Source organism: Streptomyces sp. x-19, from assembly GCF_046549115.1.
Taxonomy (GTDB): Bacteria; Actinomycetota; Actinomycetes; order Streptomycetales; family Streptomycetaceae; genus Streptomyces; species Streptomyces albulus_C.
This window is the reverse complement of the sequence record NZ_JAJPWK010000002.1, coordinates 423,738-446,632: the sequence shown is the minus strand read 5'-3', so window position 1 is coordinate 446,632 and position 22,895 is coordinate 423,738. Positions and strand designations below refer to the sequence as shown.

The 22,895-nt window shown below is 74.3% G+C and carries 27 protein-coding genes and 1 tRNA gene; 19 read left to right on the top strand and 9 right to left on the bottom strand.

All coding sequences use genetic code 11. The features are described 5' to 3' along the window. Positions 1 to 61: 61 nt before the first annotated feature. Positions 62 to 676, bottom strand: a complete 615-nt coding sequence (locus tag ACLJT4_RS06495; protein WP_411121392.1) for a TetR/AcrR family transcriptional regulator — start codon at positions 674 to 676, stop codon at positions 62 to 64. A 108-nt stretch (positions 677 to 784) separates the two neighbouring features. Here ACLJT4_RS06495 and ACLJT4_RS06490 point away from each other — a divergent pair, with 108 nt between their 5' ends. Beyond that, positions 785 to 1,252, top strand: coding sequence for a nuclear transport factor 2 family protein (locus ACLJT4_RS06490; protein ID WP_411121391.1), 468 nt, complete (start codon positions 785 to 787; stop codon positions 1,250 to 1,252). A gap of 228 nt (positions 1,253 to 1,480) precedes the next feature. On the opposite strand, the gene ACLJT4_RS06485 is transcribed toward ACLJT4_RS06490, so the two are convergent. Further along, complete coding sequence (locus ACLJT4_RS06485) at positions 1,481 to 2,227, bottom strand: DUF4232 domain-containing protein (RefSeq protein WP_411121390.1); 747 nt, start codon at positions 2,225 to 2,227, stop codon at positions 1,481 to 1,483. Between the two features lie 173 nt (positions 2,228 to 2,400). Next, positions 2,401 to 3,942, bottom strand: a complete 1,542-nt coding sequence (locus tag ACLJT4_RS06480; RefSeq protein ID WP_411121389.1) for a PLP-dependent aminotransferase family protein — start codon at positions 3,940 to 3,942, stop codon at positions 2,401 to 2,403. Between ACLJT4_RS06480 and ACLJT4_RS06475 the strand changes: the two genes are divergently transcribed. The 3 genes from ACLJT4_RS06475 (at position 3,941) to ACLJT4_RS06465 (ending at position 6,548) form a co-directional block, all read left to right on the top strand. After that, the gene (locus ACLJT4_RS06475; RefSeq protein ID WP_411121388.1) at positions 3,941 to 4,864 is read left to right on the top strand and encodes a methyltransferase domain-containing protein; all 924 of its coding nucleotides are present in this window, start codon (positions 3,941 to 3,943) and stop codon (positions 4,862 to 4,864) included. The two genes, ACLJT4_RS06480 and ACLJT4_RS06475, sit on opposite strands and share 2 nt — an antisense overlap. Before the next feature lie 257 nt (positions 4,865 to 5,121). Then, a complete protein-coding gene (locus tag ACLJT4_RS06470) occupies positions 5,122 to 5,373 on the top strand; it encodes a hypothetical protein (protein WP_411121387.1) in 252 nt (83 codons plus the stop codon). A gap of 11 nt (positions 5,374 to 5,384) precedes the next feature. Continuing rightward, positions 5,385 to 6,548 carry an SPFH domain-containing protein gene (locus tag ACLJT4_RS06465; protein ID WP_411121386.1) on the top strand — a complete coding sequence of 388 codons (1,164 nt, stop codon included), beginning with the start codon at positions 5,385 to 5,387 and terminating at the stop codon, positions 6,546 to 6,548. 81 nt (positions 6,549 to 6,629) lie between these two features. Here ACLJT4_RS06465 and ACLJT4_RS06460 read toward each other — a convergent pair whose 3' ends face one another. Then, a complete protein-coding gene (locus ACLJT4_RS06460; protein ID WP_411121385.1) occupies positions 6,630 to 7,127 on the bottom strand; it encodes a MarR family winged helix-turn-helix transcriptional regulator in 498 nt (165 codons plus the stop codon). Between the two features lie 243 nt (positions 7,128 to 7,370). Between ACLJT4_RS06460 and ACLJT4_RS06455 the strand changes: the two genes are divergently transcribed. Together ACLJT4_RS06455 and ACLJT4_RS06450 are read left to right on the top strand one after the other, a co-directional pair. After that, positions 7,371 to 8,582 (top strand): cytochrome P450, encoded by a 1,212-nt coding sequence (locus tag ACLJT4_RS06455; RefSeq protein WP_376440848.1) that lies wholly within the window; start codon positions 7,371 to 7,373, stop codon positions 8,580 to 8,582. A 45-nt stretch (positions 8,583 to 8,627) separates the two neighbouring features. Next, positions 8,628 to 8,822 carry a ferredoxin gene (locus ACLJT4_RS06450; RefSeq protein WP_275463694.1) on the top strand — a complete coding sequence of 65 codons (195 nt, stop codon included), beginning with the start codon at positions 8,628 to 8,630 and terminating at the stop codon, positions 8,820 to 8,822. 104 nt (positions 8,823 to 8,926) lie between these two features. Here ACLJT4_RS06450 and ACLJT4_RS06445 read toward each other — a convergent pair whose 3' ends face one another. Continuing rightward, complete coding sequence (locus ACLJT4_RS06445; RefSeq protein ID WP_411121691.1) at positions 8,927 to 9,784, bottom strand: helix-turn-helix domain-containing protein; 858 nt, start codon at positions 9,782 to 9,784, stop codon at positions 8,927 to 8,929. Between the two features lie 139 nt (positions 9,785 to 9,923). Between ACLJT4_RS06445 and ACLJT4_RS06440 the strand changes: the two genes are divergently transcribed. The 9 genes from ACLJT4_RS06440 (at position 9,924) to ACLJT4_RS06400 (ending at position 16,557) form a co-directional block, all read left to right on the top strand. Then, positions 9,924 to 10,979 (top strand): NAD(P)-dependent alcohol dehydrogenase, encoded by a 1,056-nt coding sequence (locus ACLJT4_RS06440; RefSeq protein ID WP_038526159.1) that lies wholly within the window; start codon positions 9,924 to 9,926, stop codon positions 10,977 to 10,979. Positions 10,980 to 11,197: 218 nt separating this feature from the next. Then, positions 11,198 to 11,368 carry a 50S ribosomal protein L32 gene (gene rpmF, locus ACLJT4_RS06435; RefSeq protein ID WP_016576166.1) on the top strand — a complete coding sequence of 57 codons (171 nt, stop codon included), beginning with the start codon at positions 11,198 to 11,200 and terminating at the stop codon, positions 11,366 to 11,368. Between the two features lie 7 nt (positions 11,369 to 11,375). Next, positions 11,376 to 12,629 (top strand): GTP-binding protein, encoded by a 1,254-nt coding sequence (locus tag ACLJT4_RS06430; protein WP_411121384.1) that lies wholly within the window; start codon positions 11,376 to 11,378, stop codon positions 12,627 to 12,629. 131 nt (positions 12,630 to 12,760) lie between these two features. Continuing rightward, positions 12,761 to 13,306 carry an LPXTG cell wall anchor domain-containing protein gene (locus tag ACLJT4_RS06425; protein WP_411121383.1) on the top strand — a complete coding sequence of 182 codons (546 nt, stop codon included), beginning with the start codon at positions 12,761 to 12,763 and terminating at the stop codon, positions 13,304 to 13,306. Positions 13,307 to 13,331: 25 nt separating this feature from the next. Next, positions 13,332 to 14,006, top strand: a complete 675-nt coding sequence (locus ACLJT4_RS06420; RefSeq protein WP_411121382.1) for an RNA polymerase sigma factor — start codon at positions 13,332 to 13,334, stop codon at positions 14,004 to 14,006. After that, entirely contained in the window at positions 14,003 to 14,596 is a 594-nt protein-coding gene (locus ACLJT4_RS06415; RefSeq protein WP_411121381.1) for a hypothetical protein, read from the top strand. The genes ACLJT4_RS06420 and ACLJT4_RS06415 overlap by 4 nt, the downstream gene beginning before the upstream one ends. 45 nt (positions 14,597 to 14,641) lie before the next feature. After that, the gene (locus ACLJT4_RS06410) at positions 14,642 to 15,292 is read left to right on the top strand and encodes a DUF4232 domain-containing protein (protein WP_411121380.1); all 651 of its coding nucleotides are present in this window, start codon (positions 14,642 to 14,644) and stop codon (positions 15,290 to 15,292) included. 178 nt (positions 15,293 to 15,470) lie between these two features. Next, on the top strand, positions 15,471 to 15,770 hold the full coding sequence (locus ACLJT4_RS06405; RefSeq protein WP_016572550.1) for a type II toxin-antitoxin system VapB family antitoxin: 300 nt from the start codon (positions 15,471 to 15,473) through the stop codon (positions 15,768 to 15,770). Between the two features lie 145 nt (positions 15,771 to 15,915). Further along, on the top strand, positions 15,916 to 16,557 hold the full coding sequence (locus ACLJT4_RS06400) for a LytR C-terminal domain-containing protein (protein ID WP_411121379.1): 642 nt from the start codon (positions 15,916 to 15,918) through the stop codon (positions 16,555 to 16,557). A 72-nt stretch (positions 16,558 to 16,629) separates the two neighbouring features. Here ACLJT4_RS06400 and upp read toward each other — a convergent pair whose 3' ends face one another. Continuing rightward, positions 16,630 to 17,265, bottom strand: coding sequence for a uracil phosphoribosyltransferase (upp, locus tag ACLJT4_RS06395; RefSeq protein ID WP_016572552.1), 636 nt, complete (start codon positions 17,263 to 17,265; stop codon positions 16,630 to 16,632). A 217-nt stretch (positions 17,266 to 17,482) separates the two neighbouring features. On the opposite strand from upp, the gene ACLJT4_RS06390 reads away from it, so the two are divergent. The 4 genes from ACLJT4_RS06390 to ACLJT4_RS06375 all read left to right on the top strand — a co-directional run bounded on the left by ACLJT4_RS06390 (position 17,483) and on the right by ACLJT4_RS06375 (position 19,857). After that, entirely contained in the window at positions 17,483 to 18,007 is a 525-nt protein-coding gene (locus ACLJT4_RS06390; RefSeq protein WP_411121378.1) for a hypothetical protein, read from the top strand. Between the two features lie 66 nt (positions 18,008 to 18,073). Beyond that, positions 18,074 to 18,574, top strand: coding sequence for a tRNA adenosine(34) deaminase TadA (gene tadA, locus ACLJT4_RS06385; protein ID WP_411121377.1), 501 nt, complete (start codon positions 18,074 to 18,076; stop codon positions 18,572 to 18,574). A gap of 68 nt (positions 18,575 to 18,642) precedes the next feature. Further along, a tRNA-Ser gene (locus ACLJT4_RS06380) sits at positions 18,643 to 18,730 on the top strand. Positions 18,731 to 18,969: 239 nt separating this feature from the next. Beyond that, positions 18,970 to 19,857 carry a LysR family transcriptional regulator gene (locus ACLJT4_RS06375; RefSeq protein WP_411121376.1) on the top strand — a complete coding sequence of 296 codons (888 nt, stop codon included), beginning with the start codon at positions 18,970 to 18,972 and terminating at the stop codon, positions 19,855 to 19,857. Positions 19,858 to 19,864: 7 nt separating this feature from the next. On the opposite strand, the gene ACLJT4_RS06370 is transcribed toward ACLJT4_RS06375, so the two are convergent. The 3 genes from ACLJT4_RS06370 to ACLJT4_RS06360 all read right to left on the bottom strand — a co-directional run bounded on the left by ACLJT4_RS06370 (position 19,865) and on the right by ACLJT4_RS06360 (position 22,837). Beyond that, the gene (locus tag ACLJT4_RS06370) at positions 19,865 to 20,608 is read right to left on the bottom strand and encodes an SDR family oxidoreductase (protein WP_411121375.1); all 744 of its coding nucleotides are present in this window, start codon (positions 20,606 to 20,608) and stop codon (positions 19,865 to 19,867) included. Between the two features lie 99 nt (positions 20,609 to 20,707). Further along, entirely contained in the window at positions 20,708 to 21,484 is a 777-nt protein-coding gene (locus ACLJT4_RS06365) for an SDR family oxidoreductase (RefSeq protein ID WP_411121374.1), read from the bottom strand. A 204-nt stretch (positions 21,485 to 21,688) separates the two neighbouring features. Beyond that, positions 21,689 to 22,837, bottom strand: coding sequence for a SagB family peptide dehydrogenase (locus tag ACLJT4_RS06360; RefSeq protein ID WP_411121373.1), 1,149 nt, complete (start codon positions 22,835 to 22,837; stop codon positions 21,689 to 21,691). Positions 22,838 to 22,895 lie beyond the last annotated feature (58 nt).

Genomic DNA, 22,895 nt, shown 5'->3' with positions numbered 1-22,895 from the left:
CTGACAACACCGCCGGGCGATCTCCCCCAATAAACCGGCCGGGCGTTCCTTTTAATTTCAATCAAGAGGGGTCGGTCGCGGACGCCCCGACCAACACCCGCGCCGCCGCCGCGGCCGTGTCCGCGGACGCGGGGTCGCCCGTTATCGCGGCGGCGGTGATGGCACCGTCGACCAGGAAGGCCAGTTGGGTGCCCAGGACGGTGGGGCTGGGGTGGTTCAGCGGGCGGACGAGGTCGGTGAGGTAGGCGTGCAGGGCGCGCTTGTGGTCGCGGGTGGCCCGGGCGACGCCCTCCGCGGTGGTGCCCAGTTCGCCGTAGGCGTTGATGAAGGCGCAGCCGTGGAAGTCCGGGGCGGCGAACCACCCCGCGAGCCAGTCGAAGACCGCGCGGATCCGGTCCGCCGGAGCGCCGGCGTCCGTCCCGGTTCCCGGGCCCCCGCGCGCGGCCACGTAGGCGGCGAGGTCGGCCCGCCAGCGGGTGTCGCGGCGGCGCAGGTACGCCTCGACGAGGTCGTGCTTGGCCGGGAACGTGCCGTAGAGGCGCTTGAGGGACACGCCGGCGGCGGTGCGGAGTTCGTCCATGCCGACGGCTTGGATGCCGCGCTCGTAGAAGAGCCGTTCCGCGGCGTCGAGGATCCGCGTCCGCATCTCGTCGTGGACATCGCCGTGGACCGTCACTGGGGCCCGCCTTCCCGGGAGAACGTTCGTTCTCTAGACTAGCCGAGCACCCGGAGAACGCTCGTTCTCCGGTGCTTCGCCCATGTCCCCGCAGACGGGAGTCACGCCATGACCGCGACCGCACCCCGGCCCCCCTTCCCCCCGTTCGACGAGGCGGGCGCACGGCAGAAGGTCCAGGCCGCCGAGGACGCCTGGAACACCCGCGATCCCGAGCGGGTGGCCCTCGCGTACACCGAGGACTCCATCTGGCGGAATCGGGACGTCTTCCTCACCGGGCGCGCCGAGATCGTCGCGTTCCTGCGCGACAAGTGGGCCCGGGAGTTGGACTACGCGCTGCGCAAGGAACTCTGGTCGTACGCCGGGGACCGGATCGCGGTGCGGTTCCAGTACGAGAGCCGGGACACCAGCGGCCAGTGGTGGCGGAGTTACGGCAACGAGCTGTGGGAGTTCGACGCGTCGGGACTGATGCGCCGGCGGGAGGCGGGGATCCACGACGTCCGGATCGAGCCGGCCCAACGGCGGATCCTCGGCGCGCGGCCGGAGGGGGAGCGGGGGCTGCCGATTCCGTTTCAGTGAGGAGGGCGGCGGCACGGGGCCGTCGCCGGACTGCACCCCGCTTGGGGAACGCGGCGCCGTTCTCGGTCAACGCGGCCGCCAGTCAGTCACGTTGCCCGGCAGTACGTCGAGCCGGCACGCCGTCCCGGAGGGTGCCGGGACCCCAGGACGCACCGTTGACCGGATGCCGCATGCCGGAAGCCGGCAGGTCCGTTGTGACCTGCCGGCTCGACGTACCGCGCATGGCGATCAGTTGGCGATGCCGACCGGGTGGACCTGGATGCTCTCGTCGTAGGAGCCGCCCAGCTTGAGCGCGTCCGCGGGCCACTTGAGGTCGACGCTGTGGGTCTCGTTCGGCGGCGTCACGATGATGTCGGTCGGGCTGGCCAGGCTGTCGCCGCTGAAGTCGACCTTGTACGAGATGCTGAAGGTGGCGGTGTCACCCGGCTTCAGGTCGGTGATGCGAGGCACCTCACCGCCGCGGTGCACCGGGGCGGAGGTACCGTCGGCGTCCTTCAGGTCGACGCCCGCGAAGCCCGCCGCCGAGCAGGTGCTGCCGCCCTTGTTCGTCATCTGGACGGTGATGTCGCCCACCTTCTGGTCGGGCGAGCTGTCCGAGGCATCCATGATCAGGTCCGACGTGCGGCAGAACGGGACCTTCCCACCGCTCTTCGCCGCACCGGCGCCGGAGCCGGCACGGGCCGAGGTGCCGCCGGACCGGGCCGAAGTACCGTTGCCGGAACCCGCCTTGGCGTTGTCCGGCTGAGCCTCGGTGCCCTGCGCCCCGGCCTGGGAATCCGCGCCACTGGAGTCGGCCGAACCCACACCACTGGCCTCCGCGGCCACACCCGTACCCGACTGACCCCCCGCCTTGGAGCCCCCCGCGTCCGAACCGGAGCAGGCCGTCAGGGAGAACGCGGCAGCCGCCGTCAGAGCAGCAGCGGCAACGCGCAGGGTGCGACGACGAGCGGAGCGGGTAGCGGTGCTGGCAGTCATTTCGGGTCCCCCCAGGGAAGTCGAAGTCGTTCTCTCCTCGGTACGACAACCACTCTGGCCGGCACCACTATCGCCAGGCTGCCGCTCCGCTAACGCGCGACTAAGACAGGCGCGAGCAGGGCGAGGGCGTCGAGGCCCCGCCCCATGGCGCGCCCGTCGGGCCCCCGCCCCCGTTAGCCACCGCCACGGACCACCTCACCCAGGACCGCGACGCCCTCCGTCAGTTCCCCAGGGGTACGGGCCGCGTAGCCGAGCACCAGGCCGGGGCGTCCGTAGGGGCGTTGGCCGTGCCAGGAGAGGGGGTGGACCTTGACGCCGCGGGCGAGGGCGGCGGCGGCCAGCGCGGTGTCCGGCGGGGCGGTGGGCGGGAAGGTGATCGTCAGGTGGAGGCCGGCCGCGGCGCCGTGGACGGTCGCGGTCGGGAGGTGGCTGCGGACCGCGGCGACCACGGCGTCCCGGCGGGCCCGGTGGCGCCGCCTCAACTGGCGGATCAGGCGCTCCAGTTCACCGGACGCCATCAGGTGGGCCAGCACGAGCTGTGGCAGCGCCGCGTTGCCGAGGTCGGCGAACCGTTTCGCGTCCACCAGCGCCTCCCGGTGGCGGGGCGGCGCGAGCAACCAGCCCACCCGCAGTGCGGGGGCCAGCAGTTTGGAGACGCTCCCGACGTAGCAGACCTGGTCGGGCAGGAGGGAGTGCAGCGCGGGGACCGGCGGGCGGTCGTAGCGGTGCTCGGCGTCGTAGTCGTCCTCGATGACCAGCCCCTCGCACTCGGTGGCCCAGCGCAGCAGGTCGCGGCGCCGGGCGCCGCCGAGCACCACGCCGGTCGGGAACTGGTGGGCCGGGGTGAGCAGCACGGCCCGGGCGCCGCTCGCCCGCAGCGCGTCGACGCGCAGGCCGTCGGCGTCCACCGGGACCGGCGGGGTGGCCGCGCCCCAGTACTGGAGGTGCTGCCGGACGCCGAGCGAACCGGGGTCCTCGACGGCGATCGAGGGGTGGCCGTCGCGGTGCAGCACCTGGGTGAGCAGGGCGAGGGCCTGGGTCGTGCCGGCGACGACCAGGACGTCGGCGGGGTCGGCCCGGATGCCGCGGGTGCGGGCCAGCCAGTGGGCGACGGCCCGCCGCAGTTCGGGCGTGCCGCGCGGGTCGCCGTAGCCGAGGGCCGCCGCCGGGAGGCCCGTGAGCACCGTGCGTTCGGCGCGGCGCCAGGCGGCGCGCGGGAAGGAGGCCAGGTCGGGCACGCCGGGCGTGAGGTCGATGCGGGCGGGCGCCGCGCGCAGGGCGTCGAAGACGTCGCGGGCGGGCGGGGCGGTGAAGGGGACGGGCGGCGGGTCCGGGGCCGGGGCCGGGGTGCGGGACGGCCCACCGGCGCCCGTCAGCGGGGCGGCGACCACCACCGTGCCGGCGCGCCCCCGCCCGGCCACCTGGCCGTCCTCGCGCAGCCGTTGGTACGCCTCGGTGACCAGGCCGCGGGAGACCCGCAGGTCGGCGGCGAGCACCCGGGTCGCGGGCAGTCTGCTCCCGACCGGCAGCCGGCCGTCCGCGATCGCCCGCCGCAGTTCGCCGGCGAGCCAGTCCGCCCGGCCGCCGGCGGGTGCCGCCCCGATCCGCAGCTGGAGGAAATCGGACCCGGTGGCGGCGCCGGCCCTTATGGACCGTTCGGCCGCCCCGTCTTTGGGCCTGTCCACCGGACCATTCTGCCGCGACCGTGATCCCATGAACACCCCGATCCGGGCCGACGGCCCCACCCCCGAACGCGCCCGGCGCGAAGGGCCGCACCGTGCCCAACCCCTTCCCCCCGTAACCGCATGTGCTGCCGCCGCCCACGGCTCCCCCGCCTACGTGCACGGCTACTCCGACGACGAGGCCCGCCGCCTCGGCGACCAGGCCGACACCCTTGTCCGGCTGCTGCACGCCGGCACCGCCTACCCGGCCGGGAGCCGGGTCCTGGAGGTCGGCTGCGGCGTCGGCGCGCAGACCGTCCACCTGGTGCACGGCAGTCCGGGCGCCCGGATCACCGCCCTGGACCGGTCCGCGTCGTCCCTCGCCCAGGCCCGCGCCCACCTGGCGGCACACGCCCCGCACGCCCTGGACCGGGTGCGCTGGCACCACGCCGACCTGCACGACCTCCCCTTCCCGGACGGCTCCTTCGACCACGTGTTCCTCTGCTTCGTCCTGGAGCACCTCCCCGACCCCGTCCGCGCCCTGACCGCCCTGCGCCGCGTCCTCCGGCCGGGCGGGACGGTCACCGCCATCGAGGGCGACCACGGCTCGGCCGTCTTCCACCCGGACAGCCCGGCCGCCCGCCGGGTGATCGGCCACCAGGTCCGGCTCCAGGCGGCGGCCGGCGGAAACGCCCTGGTGGGACGGCAGTTGCAGCCCCTGCTCGGCGCCGCCGGCTACACGGAGGTCAGCGTGCGGCCCCGCACCGTGTACGCCGACGCGAGCCGGCCCGACCTCGTCCAGGGCTTCACCCGCCGCACCTTCATCGCCATGGTCGAGTCCGTTCGGGCCGACGCCCTCGCCGCCGGGCTGACCGGGCCCGCCGACTGGGACCGCGGCGTCGCCGACCTGCGCCGCACCGCGGAACCCGGCGGCACCTTCCACTACGCGTTCTTCAAGGCCGTGGCCGTGGCTTGACCCCGGGCGCCTCCACCACCGGCGCGCACCACCACGACGCCGCCCCCTGGGCCACGAGCGGGCCCGGGCCCCCGCCGCCCGGGCCGTCCGCGCCCCCCTGCTGCCGTCCCCCGCCCCCGGTCCGACGGCCCTCCGACGCTCGGCCCCGGCACGTCCCCTCAACGGCGCACCAACTCGCCGCCCTCCCGCCATAGGCCGGCGCGGGCCGGAGCGCTATCGTCGGATTCCAAGAACGAAACGGGGGAGGGCAGCGGTCGATGGCCCAGGATGATGCGGTGATCGGCTGTACCGGAGTGCTGCTGATCGGCACCCGCGGCACTGCCGGACCCGGTGAGGTTCTGGTGCGGATCCGGGGTGGCTCGGAAGCCTTCCTCGCGTGGTCCGCCGAGCCCCTGCCCAAAGGGGCGACCGTGCTCGTGATCGACTCCCGAGGCAATCGCCAGGTCGACGTCATGGAGTGGTCTGATCCGTTGGACGCGTCAGCCGGGACGACCGGCGACGCTGGTTGAGGAGACGAGTGATGTTCGGTTACCGCGTTCCTTCCCCCGATCAAGCCATGCTGATCTCCGGTGGCAGGCGGGGACAGGGCGGTGCGCCCTTCCGGGTGGTGACCGGCCACGGCAAGTTCGTGCTGCCGGTGTTCCGCAAGGTCCGCTTCCTGACCCTGGCGATGTGCGAGTCCGAGGTCGCCGAGAAGTGCGTGACCCGGCAGGGCATCGCCCTCACGGTGCGCGCCGTGATCGCGTTCAAGGTCGGCAACGACACCGAGAGCATCGTCAACGCCGGCCAGCGCTTCCTGTCCGACCAGGACCAGATGGCGATCCTGACCGGCCGGATCTTCGCCGGTCACCTGCGTTCCATCATCGGCTCGATGACGGTCGAGGAGATCGTCACCGAACGGCAGAAGCTGGCCACCGAGGTCCTGGAGACGTCCAAGACCGAAATGGCCAAGATCGGCCTGATCGTCGACTCGTTGCAGATCCAGTCGATCGACGACGGCGACACCGGCTACATCGAGGCGATGTCCGCCCCGCACAAGGCGGCCATCCAGCGCCAGGCCCAGATCGCCCAGGCGCAGGCCACCCAGGCTTCCGTCGAGGCGCAGCAGGAGGCAACCCGCAACCAGGCCGAGTACTCCCGCCAGACCGCGGTGGTCCAGGCCGAGTACTCCGCCGAGGTGGACCGCGCGCAGGCCCGCGCCGCGCAGGCCGGCCCGCTCGCCCAGGCGCACGCGCAGCAGGAGGTGTTGGCCGCCCAGACCGAGCTGGCCGAACGCCGCGCCCAGCTGCGCCAGCAGGAACTGGTCGCCGAGGTCGTCAAGCCCGCCGAGGCGGAGGCCGAGCGCATCAAGCTGCTGGCCACGGCCGAGGCCGAGCGGATGAAGATCCAGGCCGAGGCGGCGGCCTCGCACGACCGGGTGGCCCTGGACCGGATGCTGATCGACCAGCTCCCGCAGATCGTCAAGGAGGCGTCCGCGGGCCTGGCCAACGCCAACGTCAACGTCCTCAACGGCACCGACGGCCTCGGCGAGATCGCCGCCGGCCTGGTCGGCCAGGGCCTGACCATCCTGGACTCGGTGCGCCGCAACCTCGGCACCCAGTCCTCGTCCGACACCGCGGGCGGCGCGTCCGGCTCCGCAAACGGCAACGGCGGTGCGCACAGCGGCCGCGTCGAGATCGAGTAGTCAGCCGTCGGGGCACCGGCACCGGTGCCCTCGATGCGGGGCGGGCCGCCGCGCGGTCCCGCCCCGGGGCGCCGCGTCGCTTCAGGCCCCGCGCCCCCGCACCCGCGGCTCCTCCACGTGCTTGTCGCGGACGTAGTCGACGAGGCGGAGCAGGACCGCCTTGGTGACGTCCAGGTCGGCATCGTCGAAATCGCTCAACGCCTGGCGCAATTCGGCCAGTCGGGCGGCCCGGAAGCTCTCCAGAACGGCCTTGCCGTGCGGCGTGATCGCGACCCGCCGGGCCCGCCGGTCCAACTCGTCCGGCGTGCGTTCGACCAGGTCCTGCGCCTCCAACTGGCTGATCTGCCGGGTGACGTGCGGCGGCTCGACCATCAGCTGCACCGCCAGGTCGCCGACCCGGCTGACGCCGCCGCTGTCCTCCAGCGCCATCAGCAGGTGGAGGTCGGAGCGGCCGGCCGTGACGCCCGCCTGGCTCGCCTGGCGCTCGTGCGCCCGCGAGCGGGTGAGCAGGTAGGACAGCGTGGCCAGCACTCTTTGCAGTGCGGCGGTGGAGTCCTCGGGGGACGCGGGGTCCGACATGGGGGAACTGTAGCCGGACCGGTCCGGGGGTCCGGCGCGGTCCGTACCAGGATCCGGCCACCGCCCGTCCCGTCCGCACGCCGCCCCGCCGACCGTCGTCCACCCGCCCCTGCGGCCATGCGGTTTGAGCCAACCTCGACGCTGCCGCGATCTGCCCTTCCCTCCCCCGCCGGGCCTGCGTTAGCGTGACGGCATCTTAATTACCTAAGTTAGGTAATTAGCTCACGCGGAAGGACCGGCCGCATGACGACCGCAGAACGCACCGCTCCCCCCGACGCCCTCACCGTCCCGGCCAGCCGCGCCCCCGGCTGCCCCTTCGACCCCGCGCCCGACGTCACCGAGGCGGCCCGCACCGAACCGGTCACCCGGGCCACCCTCTGGGACGGCTCCTCCTGCTGGCTGGTGACGCGCCATCAGGACGTGCGCGCGGTCCTCGGCGATCCGCGCTTCAGCGCCGACGCCCACCGCACCGGCTTCCCCTTCCTGACCGCCGGCGGCCGCGAAATCATCGGCACCAACCCGACCTTCCTGCGCATGGACGACCCGGAGCACGCCCGGCTGCGCCGGATGCTCACCGCCGACTTCATCGTCAAGAAGGTCGAGGCGATGCGCCCCGAGGTGCAGCGCCTCGCCGACGACCTGGTCGACCGGATGACCACCGGACGCACCTCCGCCGACCTGGTCACCGACTTCGCGCTGCCGCTGCCGTCCCTGGTGATCTGCCTGCTGCTCGGCGTCCCCTACGAGGACCACGCGTTCTTCCAGGAGCGCAGCCGGGTCCTGCTCACCCTGCGGTCGACACCCGAGGAAGTCCGGGCGGCCCAGGACGAGTTGCTGGAGTACCTCGCCCGGCTCGCCCGGACCAAGCGGGAGCGGCCGGACGACGCCATCATCAGCCGCCTGGTCGCCCGCGGCGAGCTCGACGACACCCAGATCGCCACCATGGGACGCCTGTTGCTGGTCGCCGGCCACGAGACGACCGCCAACATGACCGCGCTCTCCACCCTCGTGCTGCTGCGCAACCCCGACCAACTCGCCCGGCTGCGCGCCGAACCCGCGCTCGTCAAGGGCGCCGTCGAGGAGCTGCTGCGCTACCTGACGATCGTCCACAACGGCGTTCCCCGGATCGCCACCGAGGACGTGGTCATCGGCGGCCGCACCATCGCCGCCGGCGAGGGCGTCCTGTGCATGATCAGCTCCGCCAACCGGGACGCCGAGGTGTTCCCCGGCGGCGACGACCTCGACGTGGCCCGCGACGCCCGCCGCCACGTGGCCTTCGGCTTCGGCGTCCACCAGTGCCTGGGACAGCCGTTGGCCAGGGTGGAGCTCCAGATCGCCATCGAAACGCTGCTGCGCCGCCTGCCGGACCTGCGGCTGGCCGTGCCCCACGAGGAGATCCCGTTCCGCGGCGACATGGCGATCTACGGGGTCCACTCGCTGCCGATCGCCTGGTAGCCCGGGCGCCCCCGCCACCGACCACCACGCACCCTTGGGAGCACCATGCGCATCCACGTCGACCAGGACAAGTGCTGCGGCGCCGGCAGTTGCGTCCTCGCCGCGCCCGACGTCTTCGACCAGCGGGAGGAGGACGGCATCGTGGTCGTCCTCGACGCCGCGCCGCCCGCCGCGCTGCACGACGCGGTCCGCGAGGCGGCGACCATCTGCCCCGCCGCCGCGATCACGGTGACCGACTGAGCCACCGGCCGCCCCACCCGCCCGCGCCCCGGCCCCCGCATCCCCCCGCGGGGCCCGGGGCGCGCCCGCCCGCGACGCCGCCCGTCCGACGGCGGGGCCCGTCCCTAACCCGCCGCCCCGCACGCCGTCGCGCGCGCCGCCAGTGCCCGCAGCGCCGCCTCGGACGACGAACCCGGCGCGGCGTGGTGGGTCACCAGCGTCTGCCCCGGTTCGGCGGCCACGCGCAGCGTCCCGTAGGTGAGGGTCAGCGGGCCCACCACCGGGTGGTCCAGCTGCTTCGTCCCGAAACCCTTGTCCTTGATGTCGTGCCGGGCCCAGAAGCGCCGGAACTCCTCGCTCTGCACGGTCAGTTCGGTGATCCGCGCGGTCAGCGCGGGGTCGTCCGGGATCCGCGCCAGTTCCTGCCGCAGCAGCGAGACCGTCACCTCCGCCTTGTCCTCCCAGTTCACGTACAGCGCGCGGGTGGCCGGGTCCAGGAAGACCTGCCAGGCGAGGTTGCGCCGCTCGGGCGGCAGCGCCGGGAAGTCGCCGAACACGGCGCGGCCGAGCCCGTTCCAGCCGATGATGTCCAGCCGCCGGCCCACCACGAACGCGGGGACCAGCTCCAACGCGTCCAGCAGTTGCCGGCACGCGGGCCCCACCCGCTGCGGGCCGGCGACCGGCCGGGCCCGGCGGGGGACCGGGCGGACCAGGAGCCGGAGGTGATCGCGCTCGGTCGGGGTCAGCCGCAGTGCGGTGCCGAGCGCCGCCAGCACGGCGTCCGAGACGTTCTGGCCGTGGCCCTGCTCCAGCCGCGTGTAGTACGCCACACTCACCCCGGCCAGCTGCGCCAGCTCCTCGCGGCGCAGCCCCGGCACCCGGCGCCGGGCACCGCGGTCGGGCAGCCCGACGTCCCCGGGCCGCAGCCGGGCCCGCCGCGAACGCAGGAAGTCGCTCAGCTCGGTGCGCCGGTCGACGGCCACGGGCACCGGCCGCTCCGCCCGCCCACCGGGGGCCGCGGGCTTCCCGCCCCCCAAGGGGGTTCCGTCAGTAGTAGGCACAGCATGCATATGTTCAAGAGTGCACTGGTTGGCACCGTCGCGGCCACGCATGCTCGGTGGCATGACCCACACCTCTGTCGCCGCGTACGCCGCACCCGCACCGAAGGCACCGCTGGAGCGGACCACCGTCCCGCGCCGCGAGCTGGGTGCCCACGACATCCTGATCGACATCAAGTTCGCCGGCATCTGCCACTCCGACATCCACACCGTGCGCGCCGAGTGGGGCGACGGCGGCAACTTCCCGATCGTCCCCGGCCACGAGATAGCCGGCGTGGTCTCCGCGACCGGCTCCGAGGTCACCCGCTACCAGGTGGGCGACCGGGTCGGCGTCGGCTGCTTCGTCGACTCCTGCCGCACCTGTGACAACTGCCGGGCCGGCCTGGAGCAGTACTGCACCGGCGAGCTCGGCACCGTCAACACCTACAACGACACCGACCGGAACGGCGAGGCCACCTACGGCGGCTACGCCACCCACGTCGTCGTCGACGAGAACTACGCGCTGCGCATCCCCGACGCGCTCCCGCTGGACGCCGCGGCCCCGCTGCTGTGCGCCGGCATCACCCTCTACTCCCCGCTCGCCCACTGGCAGGCGGGCCCCGGCAAGAAGGTCGCGGTGGTCGGCCTGGGCGGCCTCGGCCACATGGGCGTCAAGATCGCGCACGCGATGGGCGCGGAGGTCACCGTCCTGAGCCAGTCGCTGCGCAAGAAGGACGACGGCCTGCGCCTCGGCGCCGACCACTACTACGCGACCAGCGACCCGGCCACCTTCGAGGCGCTGGCCGGCACCTTCGACCTGATCGTCAACACCGTCTCGGCCAACCTGGACATGGGCGCCTACCTCGGGCTGCTGCGCACCAACGGCACCCTGGTCCAGCTCGGCGTCCCCGAGCAGCCGCTGCCCATCGCGCCGTTCGCGCTGATCGGCGGCCGCCGCTCGATCGCCGGCTCGCTGATCGGCGGCATCGCGGAGACCCAGGAGATGCTCGACTTCTGCGCCGAGCACGGCCTGACCTCGGAGATCGAGGTGATCAGCGCCGACCGGATCAACGAGGCGTACGAGCGGGTGCTGGCCAGCGACGTCCGCTACCGCTTCGTGATCGACACCTCGACGATCTGAGCCGCCGCGCCGGCGGCACCGACCGGCCGTGCTGACGACCCGTCACCCCCCGAGCCGCGGCGCGGGTGAGCGCCCGGGGCCGCCCCCACTGGCTGCCCCGGGCGTGGTGCGTGCCGTGACCCCAGGCACTGCACCGCAGTCTAATTGAAAACGGTGCTCATTTCCATATAGCCTCCGTCCCGTCCGGCTCCCACCCGATCGACGGAAGGCCCACCACCATGGCCGTGCCCAAGCGCAAGCTCTCCCGCAGCAACACCCGCCACCGCCGCGCCCAATGGAAGGCCAGCACCCCGCAGCTGGTACCGGTCACCGTCGACGGCTCCGTCTATCAGGTCCCGCAGCGCCTGGTCGCGGCGTACCGGCGCGGCCTGATCGACCCGAAGGGCTGACCGCGCCGTGCCGACCCGCCCCCGCCTGCCCGTCACCGTGCTCTCCGGCTTCCTCGGCGCGGGCAAGACCACGCTGCTCAACCACGTCCTGGCCAACCGGGAGGGCCTGCGGGTCGCCGTCATCGTCAACGACATGAGCGAGGTCAACATCGACGCCGCCCTGGTCCGCGGCGGCGACGCGGCACTCTCCCGCACCGAGGAACGCCTGGTCGAGATGACCAACGGATGCATCTGCTGCACCCTGCGCGACGACCTGCTGGCGGAGGTCGACCGGCTGGCCAGGGCCGGCCGCTTCGACCACCTGCTGATCGAGTCCAGCGGGATCTCCGAGCCGATGCCGGTCGCCGCCACCTTCGCCGTCCCGCGCGACGACGGCGCCACCCTGGGCGACCTGGCACGCCTGGACACCATGGTCACCGTCGTCGACGCCGCCGCCTTCCTGCCCGAACTCGCCGGCGGCGACGCCCTGGTGGAGCGCGGCCTGGCCCCGTACGAGGACGACGAGCGCACGGTCAGCGACCTGCTGATGGACCAGATCGAGTTCGCCGACGTCCTCGTACTCAACAAGACGGACCTGGTCGAGGCGGCCGCAGCGGACCGCCTTGCGGCCGCCCTCGCCCGCCTCAACCCGGCCGCCCGGATCGTCCCCGCCCGGCACGGCCGGGTCCCGCTGGCCGAGGTCCTGGACACCGGCCGCTTCGACCTCGAACGCGCCCAACAGGCCCCCGGCTGGGTGCGCGAACTCAACGGCGACCACGTCCCCGAGACCGAGGAGTACGGCATCTCCAGCACCGTCTTCCGGGCCGACCGTCCCTTCCACCCGGGCCGCCTCTGGCAGTTCGTCACCACCGGCATGGACGGCGGCGCCTACGGCGACGTCCTGCGCTCCAAGGGCTTCTTCCGGCTCGCCACCCGGCCCGGCGTCACCGGACTGTGGTCCCAGGCGGGCGCGGTCGCCCGCTTCGAGCCGGCCGGGGCGGACGCCGACGACGCCGCCGACACCGACACCGACGCCGCCGACCGCCCCGCCGAACCGCTCGGCCCGTCCGGCCAGGAACTCGTCTTCATCGGCACCGACCTGCGCCCGGCGCCCCTGCACGCCGCCCTGACCGCCTGCCTCCTCGCCCCCGACGAGCCCGTCCCCACCGCGGCCGACGACCCGTTCCCGGCCTGGGCGGTGCACGGCCCCGCCGACGCCTGCGCACACGACCACGACCACGACCACGCGGACGCGCCGGTGGCCCTCACGGCGAGGGGCTAGCCGGGGCCGGCCCCGGCGCACCGGCCGGCGGCGGCCGGCCGTCACGGGATACGGTCACGAACGCGGTGCCGGCCCGCGAAAAGTTTTTCGGCGCGGGCGGCAACCCCGCCCCCGGCCGCACGTCGTCTCGGGTGAGGGCGCCCCCGGGCGCCACCGTCGACGAACTGGAGCAGCCGACCGTGAACCCGTCCCGTACCGCCCGTCCCTCCCGCACGCGCCGTGCGGCCGGTGCCGGCCTCCTGGCCGCGATGGCGCTCGCCGCCATCTCGACGACCGGCACCGCCTACGCCGCCCCCGCCTCCGCACTCGCCTCGGGCCCGGCCGCCAGCGCCAGCCCGTCGCCCGTCCCCACCCAGCCGCCCGGGCACGGCAGCGGCCCGAGCGCCGAACCCACCCAGCCGCCCAGCCACAGCAGCGCCCCGAGCGCCGAACCCACCTACCCCCCGGGCCACAGCGCCACCCCGTCCCCGGTGCCGCCCCGCGGGACCGCCACCCCCTCACCGGTCCCCAGCCAGCCCGGCAGCCGGCCGGCCCCCGGCAAGGACACCGGCGACGGCCAGCAGCTCGCCAAGACCGGTGCCTCCTCCGGCACCACCCTCGCCCTGGGCGCCGGCGCGGCCGCCCTGATCGCGGTGGGCGGCGGCGCGCTCTACGTCGTGCGCCGGAACCGCGCCTGACCGACCGGGTACGCCCGAGGGAACGATGGCCCACTACGCACCGCACCCGGCCCCGGCAGGTTTCGCCCTGCCGGGGCTCCGGCGCGCCGCCTGGCGCCGCCTGCTGCGCGCCGTCCGCCGCGAGTCGCCGGCCCGCCACTCCGCATCCGTCCACCAACTCCCCGCTTCCGCACGGCAGTCGGCCCACGCCTGGGACGACGCCCCGGAGCCGCACCGTCCCACCCTCACCGAGCTGTACCACGCCCACCGGCTGAAGATGGTCCGGCTGGCGGTCCTCCTCGTCGACGACCGCGCCACCGCCGAGGACGTCGTCCAGGACGCCTTCGCCGCCCTCTACAAGCGCCACGGCGAACAGCTCGGCGAGGTCGACAACGCCCTCGCCTACCTGCGGACCGCGGTGGTCAACGCCGCCCGCTCGGTGCTGCGCCGGCGCCGCACCGCCCGCGAGTACACCCCGCCGCACGAGGCCGACGCGCCGTCCGCCGAGGAACGGGTGGTGCTCGACGAGGAGCACCGCGAGGTCCTCGCCGCGCTCGGCGCCCTCACCGCCCGCCGCCGCGAGGTGCTGGTCCTGCGCTACTGGGGCGACCTCACCGAAGCGGAGATCGCCACGACCCTCGGCATCAGCCGCGGCGCGGTGAAGTCCCTGGCCAGCCGCGCCCTGGACGCCCTGGAGAAGATCCTGGAGGAACGGTCTTGAGCACCCGCGACACCGCCCCCTGGGACGCCACGGGCGAACGCCCCGTCGAGGACCGGCTGCGCCGCGCCCTCGCGGCCCGCGCCGACGCCGTCGACGTCCACGACCTGCGCCCGGCGGCGCCCCCCGGCCCGCACCGGGGCCGCGGCCGCCCGTCCTGGCCGGCCCTGCGCACCTCCTTCCGGCCGCGCCGCCTGGCGCTGCCGCTGGCCGCCGCGGCGACCGCCGCCGTGGTCGCCCTCGCCGCGCACCTCGCCACTACCTCCGACCGCGCCCCGGCCCCTCCACAGCCGGCCGCCCCGCCGATCCCGGCCACGCCGTCCCCGCGCGGCGCCACCCCGACCCCCACCCCGTACCCGTCCGCCCCGGGCCGCTCCGCCGAGCCCGGCCGCGGCCCCCTCGGCACCGCCCCGGGCACCCCCTCCCGCCGGCCGACGCCCAGCACCGCCCCGCCCGTCCCGACCAGCCGGCCGTCCGGCCGCGCCACCGACGGTGCCACCGGTGGCGCGGAATCCAGCGGCCTCCCCACGCCCGCCACGTCCACGCCGTCCGCGCCCCCGTCCACGGCCAAGGCGTCGCCCGGCGTTCGCTGACCGGTCCCTGTCCGCCCCGGCCCCCCTTCCCCGAGAATCGTGCCCATGCCCCTCCGGCCCGCACCTTCGCCCCCGACCCCGTCCGGGTGCACCGGCGCCGCCCGCCGCGCCCGAACCCTCGTCGCCGCCGTCCTGGCCGCCGCGGCCGCCCTCCCCCTCGCCGCCTGCCAGAACGCCGGCGGCGAACGGGACGCCGCCGGCCCGCGCACCGTCGCCGCCCCGTCGCCCACGGCCGGAGCGCACCCCCGCGACCGGAACGCCTGCACGCCCGACATGCTGCGCTTCCACGCCGGCGCGGAGCCGCACCGGGACCGCCGCATGCTGCTGACCGTCACCAACATCGCGGACCGCACCTGCACCTTCGCCGCGCAGCCCTACCCCCTGCTGCACTTCGGCGACCGGCTCCCCGACCCGCTCCCACCCCTGCCGTACAGCAGACCGCGCACCCCGGTCGTCCTCCCGCCCGACGGCACCGCCTACGCCGAAGTGCTCACCGCCGCCGCGCCCGGCGGACCGGGCGGCCGCAGCGCCCCGGCCAGCACGACCGAAAAGGCGTCCCAATTCGGCATCGCCCTGACCGCCCGCACCACCCCCGCACAGGTCGGCGTGGACGGTCACGCCCCGATCCGGGTGGACCCGGGCACCGCCGCGGTCACCTACTGGCAGCCGGGCCCACCGGCCCCGGGACGGTGGTGATCCGGCCATGTTCCGGGGCGGCTGCCGGCCGTCGCGAGCGGACGAGCGAGCGATAGCCCGTTCGTGCCGTATCAGCCAGCTCATCACCCACCAAAGATCCAATTTTGCCGTGATTGATCTCCTTTGCGCCGCCCCCTCCTGGCTGCGCCCGGTGCCTCCGGCCCGGTAGGCTTTCCGTGTGATCTTCAAGCGCATCGGAAATGGGCGGCCGTACCCCGACCACGGCCGGGAGAGCACCCGCCAGTGGGCGGACGTCGCCCCGCGCCCGGTACGCCTCGACCAGTTGGTGACCACCAAGCAGCAGCTCGACCTCGAAACGCTGCTCGCCGAGGACTCCACGTTCTACGGCGACCTCTTCGCCCACGTCGTGAAGTGGGAGGGCGACCTCTACCTGGAGGACGGCCTGCACCGCGCGGTCCGCGCGGCCCTCCAGCAGCGCCAGGTACTGCACGCCCGCGTCCTCGAACTCGACAACTGACGGTCGGACGGCGCCCGCTGGGCCGTTCGGGCGTCAGCACGGGAACCCGCCGCGGCGCCAGTCGAATTGGCCCACTCGGGTTTCCCTCACACAACGCACTGATCATCTAGTAGGCACGGCACACGCCCGGGACTACGCTGCGGCCATGAGCATGCTGACGCCTCCGGGAATGGGCGGTAAGTACCGCATCACGGGCGACAGGTACCCGCGGATGCGCCGCCCCCGCCACCGTCGCCGCATCATCCTCAGCATCGTCGCCAGCGCCTGCGCCCTCGGGCTGGTCGGCTGGGGAACTCTGCAGCTCATCGACGTCTTCGGCGGCCGGGGCAGCACGGCCCAGGCCGCGCAGGACACCAGACCGTGCCCGGACGGCACCGGCGGTCCCGACAAGGCCGCCCCGTCGGCCGCCAAACCGCCCGCCCCGGCGTCCCTGACCGTCAACGTCTACAACGCCACCCCGCGCTCCGGTCTCGCCAAGCGCACCGCCGACGAACTCCAAAAGCGCGGCTTCAAGATCGGCAAGGTGGGCAACGCCCCGGCCGCCTACGACAAGAAGGTGGCCGGCACCGGCATGCTGCTCGGCCCCGCGGCGGCCACCGGCGGCGCGCTGAAGGTGCTGGCCACCCAGCTCGCCGGCGCCCAGCTGAAGACCGACGACCGCAAGGGCGCCGACCTCGACCTGATCATCGGCGGCGCCTTCAAGGAGCTCACCGCCCCGCAGCAGGCCGCCAAGGCCCTGGCCCTGCTGTCCCGCCCGGCCCAGGCGCCGGCCCCCGCCAAGTGCTGAACGCCGCGGGGCCCGCACCACGAGTGGTGCGGGCCCCGCGGACTACCGGCGGCTCAGCCGCGAAGGACGGGCTCAGCCCGCCGTGCCGTACATGCGGTCGCCCGCGTCGCCCAGGCCCGGCACGATGTAGCGGTCCGCGTTGAGCTGCTCGTCGACGGCGGCCGTGACCACCGTCACCGGCGTGCCGGCCAGCTCGCGCTCCATGACCTCGACGCCCTCGGGCGCGGCGAGCAGGCAGATCGCGGTGACGTCGTCCGCCCCGCGCTTGATCAGCTCCTTGATCGCCGCGACCAGCGTGCCGCCGGTGGCCAGCATCGGGTCGACGACGTACACCTGCCGCCCCGACAGGTCGTCGGGCATCCGCGTCGCGTAGGTGTGCGCCTCGTAGGTCTCCTCGTTGCGCACCATGCCCATGAAGCCGACCTCGGCGGTGGGCAGCAGCCGGACCATGCCGTCCAGCATGCCCAGCCCGGCCCGCAGGATCGGCACGACCATGGGGCGGGGGTGCGACAGCCGCACGCCGGTGGTCGCCGTCACCGGCGTCTCGATGTCGACCTGCTCGGTGCGCACATCACGGGTGGCCTCGTAGGCGAGCAGGGTGACCAGCTCGTCGGCGAGCCGCCGGAAAGTCGGGGAGTCGGTGCGCTTGTCGCGCAGAGTGGTGAGTTTGTGCGCCACCAGCGGGTGGTCGACGACGTGGATCCGCATACCTCGACACTAACCGAGCCGCAAGGCCCCGGCGCCCGTCATATGCCGCCCACGCTCCGGCACGTGAGCGACATCTCTCACAACGTCCGCACGACGCAGCGTCGAAGACGCCGCGCGGACGGGATGTTTCTGCCACGATTCCGAAAGGGGCGGGAAGCAGCGGCGTGCAGCGCCGCCCCGCCCGGCCCGGCACGCCTCTACCAGTGGGAGAGTCACGGTGTACTTCGCCGCACTGCTCGCGCGCACCGAAGACGGGTGGGAAGCGAGCGACACAGAGCTCGACGATGTGGAAACGCTGACCGATCTGACCAACCTGGCCCGAGAAGCAGCCGCCGACGACACGGTAGTGGTCCTCATCGAGCAGGAGGACGCCTGGTTCGGCGTCGTCCGGATCGACGGCGAGGACGACCCGAGGGTCTTCGTCTCCAACGCCGCGATGGCGGCCAGGAGCTCGTACGGCACGATGCTGACCGACGAGCTGCTCGGCCGCGACGACGACGCGGACGACCTCGACCTGCTCGACCTGGACGGCACCGAGGACGGCGAACCGGAAACGGAGGACGAGGACCCGGAGGGCCGGGACACCGACGAGGCACCGGTGGCCCGCGGCCCGCTCGGCGACGCCCGGCTCCTGGAGGACGTCGGCGTCGGCGAACGGGAGCTTTTGGCCCTCGACGGCGACGCCCTCGGGTCGATCGCCGAGGCCCTGGGCTGCTCCGACCTCCTGGAAGCCGTCCGCTGAACCGCCGGGCCCTCGCACCGCCGGGCCCGGCACCGGCCGCACCACCCCGTCCCCGACACTGGGGACATGACCGTCCCTCCGTCCGCCTCCCTCCCCTCCCCCACGCCCGACCCGCTGCGCGACCCCTGGACCGGGCCGATGCGCCGGGCGCTGGCGGAGGCCGCCCGCGCCCCCGGGACCGGAGACGTCCCGGTGGGCGCCGTCGTGCTGTCCGCCGACGGCACGGTCCTGGGCACCGGCCACAACGAACGCGAGGCCACCGGCGACCCCACCGCACACGCCGAGGTCCTCGCCCTGCGCGCCGCCGCCCGGACCGTCGGGCAGTGGCGACTGACCGGCTGCACGCTCCTCGTCACCCTCGAACCGTGCACGATGTGCGCCGGCGCGATCGTGCTCTCCCGCGTCGACCGGGTCGTCTACGGCGCCCGGGACGCCAAGGCCGGCGCGGTCGGCTCCCTCTGGGACGTGGTCCGCGACCGCCGGCTCAACCACCGCCCCGAGGTCGTCGCCGGTGTCCTGGAAGCGGACTGCGCGGCCCTCCTGACCGCCTTCTTCCGCGACCGCTGACCGCCGCACGCCCCACTGACCGCAATCCGATTTCGGCGCACGGGGCCCTTTGGGCTAAGCTCTCTCTCGGTAGCGTGTCCGAGCGGCCGAAGGAGCTCGCCTCGAAAGCGAGTGTGGCGCAAGTCACCGAGGGTTCAAATCCCTCCGCTACCGCCAGTAACACCCCCCTGAACTGCGGAAACGCAGATCAGGGGGGTGTTGTGCGTGAGGGCCGCGTGGTGATCGGCGCTGGGGTGTTGAGGTGTCCCCGCGGCAGCCGTCCCACCCCTCCATCTCCTTCGAGGGTCAACGGAGTTGCCGCTCGCGGCGGGAATCTCCGCCGGCGGAACCGAGTTGCCCGCTGTGACAGCGAGGACGACGGGGCTGCGGTCCCCGCGGGGAGGGGACGGGGTCCGATGAGCCTTCGTCAGTTCGAGTACGCCCTGGCCGTTGCGGAGGAGGGTTCGGTGACCGCGGCGGCGGAGCGGCTGCGCGTCGCCCAGCCCTCGGTGTCCCAGCAGATCCGCGGCCTGGAGCGGGAGCTCGGCGTGGAGCTGTTCGCGCGGACGCCGACGGGGCTGGTGCCGACCGCGGTCGGCCGCGCGTTCCTGCGGGACGCGGAGGCCGCGGTGCGCGCGGCGCGGCGGGCGCGGGCGACGGCGCGGGCCGGAGCCGAGGAGCTGGTGGGCGAGCTGGTGGTCACCGTGCAGATGGGCTTCGGCACGCGGCAGCTGCCGGGGGCGCTGGGCGCGCTGCGTCGCCGCTTCCCGCGGGTGGAGGTCACCGTCTTCGAGGAGCCGAGCTCCGCCGAGATGGATCGGCTGTACCGCCGGGGCATGCTGGACCTCGCCCTGATGGCGAAGTGCGAGCGGACTCCCGCCAACGCCCACCACCTCGGCGACGAGGAGTTCGTGGTGGTGCTGGGCGCCGGGCACCCGCAGCTCGCCGCGGAGCGGGTCGAGCTGCGGGAGCTGGCGGGTGAGCCGTGGGTGCGGTTCGACCGTGACAGCGCCCTCGACGGCGTACTGCTGGAGGTGCTGCGGGACAACGGGCTGACCCCGACCACCGTCGCCCGCGTGTCCCAGACGGCGACGGCCGTGCGCTGGGCCGCCCACGGGCTGGGGGCGACGCTCGTCCCGGCCTCCGCGGTGCCCCGCGGGCACGAGCACCTCGTGCGTCCGGTGTTCCCGGTGGTGTCCCAGCCCGTGATCGCCGTGGTCCGGCCCGTCGCGGGCCCGGCGGAGACGGCCCTGCTCGAACTCCTGCGTCAGGAGACCTGGTCCGAGCCCGTGGCGGAACGGTAGGACGGGCTCAGAGCTGGGTGGCGCCGCCGTCCACGACGAATTCGGCGCCGGCGGTGTACGTGGCGTCGAAGGCGAGGAACGCGGCCGCCCCGGCGATCTCCTCGGGGGTGCCGAAGCGCCGCATGGGATTGCCCGCGACCTGCTGCGCCTTGAACTGCTCGGCGGCCTCCGGGGTCAGCGTGCCCTCCAGGACCCCGGTGTCGACGGGGCCGGGGCTGACCGCGTTGACGCGGATCCCGCGCGGCAGCAGTTCGCGGGAGAGGCTGCGGGCCATCGAGCGCAGGGCCGCCTTGCCGGCCGCGTAGACGCTGGTCTCCGGCACGCCGAGGACGTTCGCGACCGAGGTGGTGAGGACGACGCCGGCACCCGTGTTCAGCAGCGGGGCGAGCTTCTGCACGCTGAAGTAGGCGCCCTTGACGTTGATCGCGAACAGTTCGTCGTACGCCTTCTCCGTCGTCGAGGCGAAGGGCGTGAGGGTGGCGATGCCGGCGTTGACGAACAGGGCGTCCAGTGTGCCGAGTTCGCCCCGCACCCGGTCGGCCAGCGCGTCCAGGTCAGGGAGCGCGGCCACGTCGCCCCGGACGGCCACCGCATGCGGGCCGAGGTGCTCCAGCGCCGCGTCGAGCGTGGCCTGGGAGCGACCGGTGATCACCACGCGGGCCCCCTCGTCCACGAGCAGCTTCGCCGTCGCGAGCCCTATGCCGCTGCCGCCGCCCGTGATCACTGCGTTCTTGCCGCTGTACTTGCCCATGACTGGATTCCTTCTGTTTTCTCGTGCGCGCGGGGCTTCGATCAGCTCACGCCCGTGAATTCCTTTTTTCGAAAACGGCGTTGCGGAATGCTGCCGGTGTCACCCCCGGGGGAATTCGCCGCCGTCCACGACGAGGTTGCTCCCGGTCAGCCAGCCCGCCCGGTCGGAGACGAGGAACAGCACCGCGTCGGCGATGTCGTCGGGCCGGCCGTCGCGCCCCAACGGTGGGGCGTCGGCGGCGTTGGTCTGGCCCGGCGCCGCGTTCAGGCGCGCCCACTGCTCCCGCGTCGCCTCGCCGCCGGGGGTGGCGGTCCGGCCGGGGGACACGGTGTTGACCCGGATTCCGAACGGGGCCAGCTCCGAGGACAGGCCCCGGCTGTAGTTCTCCAGCGCCGCCTTCGCCGTCGTGTAGTGCAGGAACTGGCCCACCGGGGTGCGGACCGCGGCCGAGGAGACGTGCACGATCGCCCCCGAACGCCGTTCCCGCATCCCCGGCACCAGCAGCGAGTCCAGCCGCACCGACGACAGGAAGTTCAGGTCCAGCGCCGCCTGCCACTCCTCGTCGGGGATGGCCGAGGCGCCCGCGTGCGGGCGCGCCCCGCCCGCGTTGTGGACGACGACGTCCACCCCGCCGAGCGTCTCCTGCGCGGCGGCGGCGAGCGCCTCCGCGCCGGCCCGCGTCTGCACGTCGGCCGCCACGAAGGCGGCCCCCTGCGGCACCGTGTCCGGCGCCGACCTGGCGGTTGTGAGCACCTCGGCGCCCGCGGCCAGGAGTTGGCGCACCACGGCCGCTCCGATGCCGCGGGTGCCGCCCGTGACCAGCGCCCGCTTTCCTGCGAGTTCGCCCGTTCCCCGTTCGGTTTTGCTCGTGGTCATGCCACCGTTCCTTTTCGCTCGCGTGCGGGTCCGCTCGACGGAAAGGAGAAAGCGGCGTGCGCCGGGCGCGATTCTTCGAAAGAAGTCGCGGTGCGCACCTCGTCGAGCCGTTTCACGGTAGATCCGGAAAAGAACGCGAGGCAAAGACCAAATTCCAGCGGGCGCCATAGGGGATTCCTATGGCGCCCGGGTGCTGACTGAGCGTCAGAGATCGAGGGGGGTGACGTCGGGGGCCGCCAGGGGGCTCGTGGGAAGGCCGAGGGCCATGTTGCCGACGTGGCTGAGGTGGGCGCGCAGGGACGGGGGCAGGAAGGGGGCGGTGAACGGGGCCTCCATGCGGCCGGTGAGGCAGGAGGCCAGGCCCAGGTCGGTGGCGGTCAGCGAGAGGGTCTGCATCAGGCAGCCGGTGTCGCGGTAGATCAGGCTGAGGGCCATCCCCTCGTACTTCCAGGTGGTGCGCGCCGCCACGGCGGTCAGGCAGAGGCTGGCCGGGGGCGCGTGGTCCAGCAGTGCGGGGTCGGTGACGGTGCGCTGCTGGAAGGCGGCCAGGTCGTCGGTCCAGGGGGCGAGCCGGTGCAGGACGTGGGCGAACGGGTCGTAGTGATAGGCGCCGGGGGCCAGTCCGGCGACCGTCCGGGCCACCAGGTGGACCTCCAGGCTGTGGCGGGCGCCGCCGGACGGGGCCGGGCGCTGGGTCTGCTGGTAGGCCCGCGGCGCCAGGTGCCCGCGGACCCGCACGGCGCGGGCCAGCAGAGCGGCGAGGAGCGGCAGCGGCACCGGGTCGGGAGCGTAGCCGCGGACGCTGCGGCGCGCGGCCAGGACGTCGACCAGCGGACGGCTGGGCGCGTCGGCGCCGTCGGGAAGGGCGATCACCGCGTCGACGCCGGGGTGGTCCAGGCGGGCCGGCGGCGGGGTGCCGCGGCCGGCCGCGGCGTCCGGGCCGAGGCCCGAGCGGGCGTGCACGGCGCGCTCGTACGCGGTCCAGCCGGCGCCGGGGTCCTTCGCCGCGTCCTCGGCGTCTTCGGCGGCGTCCGTCGGGGGCGGGGCGCAGCGGCGGAGGATGCCGGCCGCGGCGAGCCGGTCCAGCAGCCTGCGGACGTCGCCGCCCGGGGCGGACTCCCGCCAGTGGTCCTGGAGTTGGTCGGCGGTGTGCGGGCGGTCGAGTTGGTTGAGCAGGTCGACGAGGACGGCCTTGGCGGCGAACTTCCGCCAGCTGCCGCAGTCGACGAGGACCGGGCCGCCGCCGTCCGCCCACTCCAGCAGCAGGTCGGGGTTGCGGCGGTAGGGGCGGGCGTCGTGGTCGGGGGCGCCGTTCGGGGCGCCCGGTGCGTCGTGGGCCGTGGTGTCGTCCATGCGGTGGTCGGGGCCCTCCGGCGGGTCGTCGGCGGTCGGTGGGGGGGGAGGTCGGCGG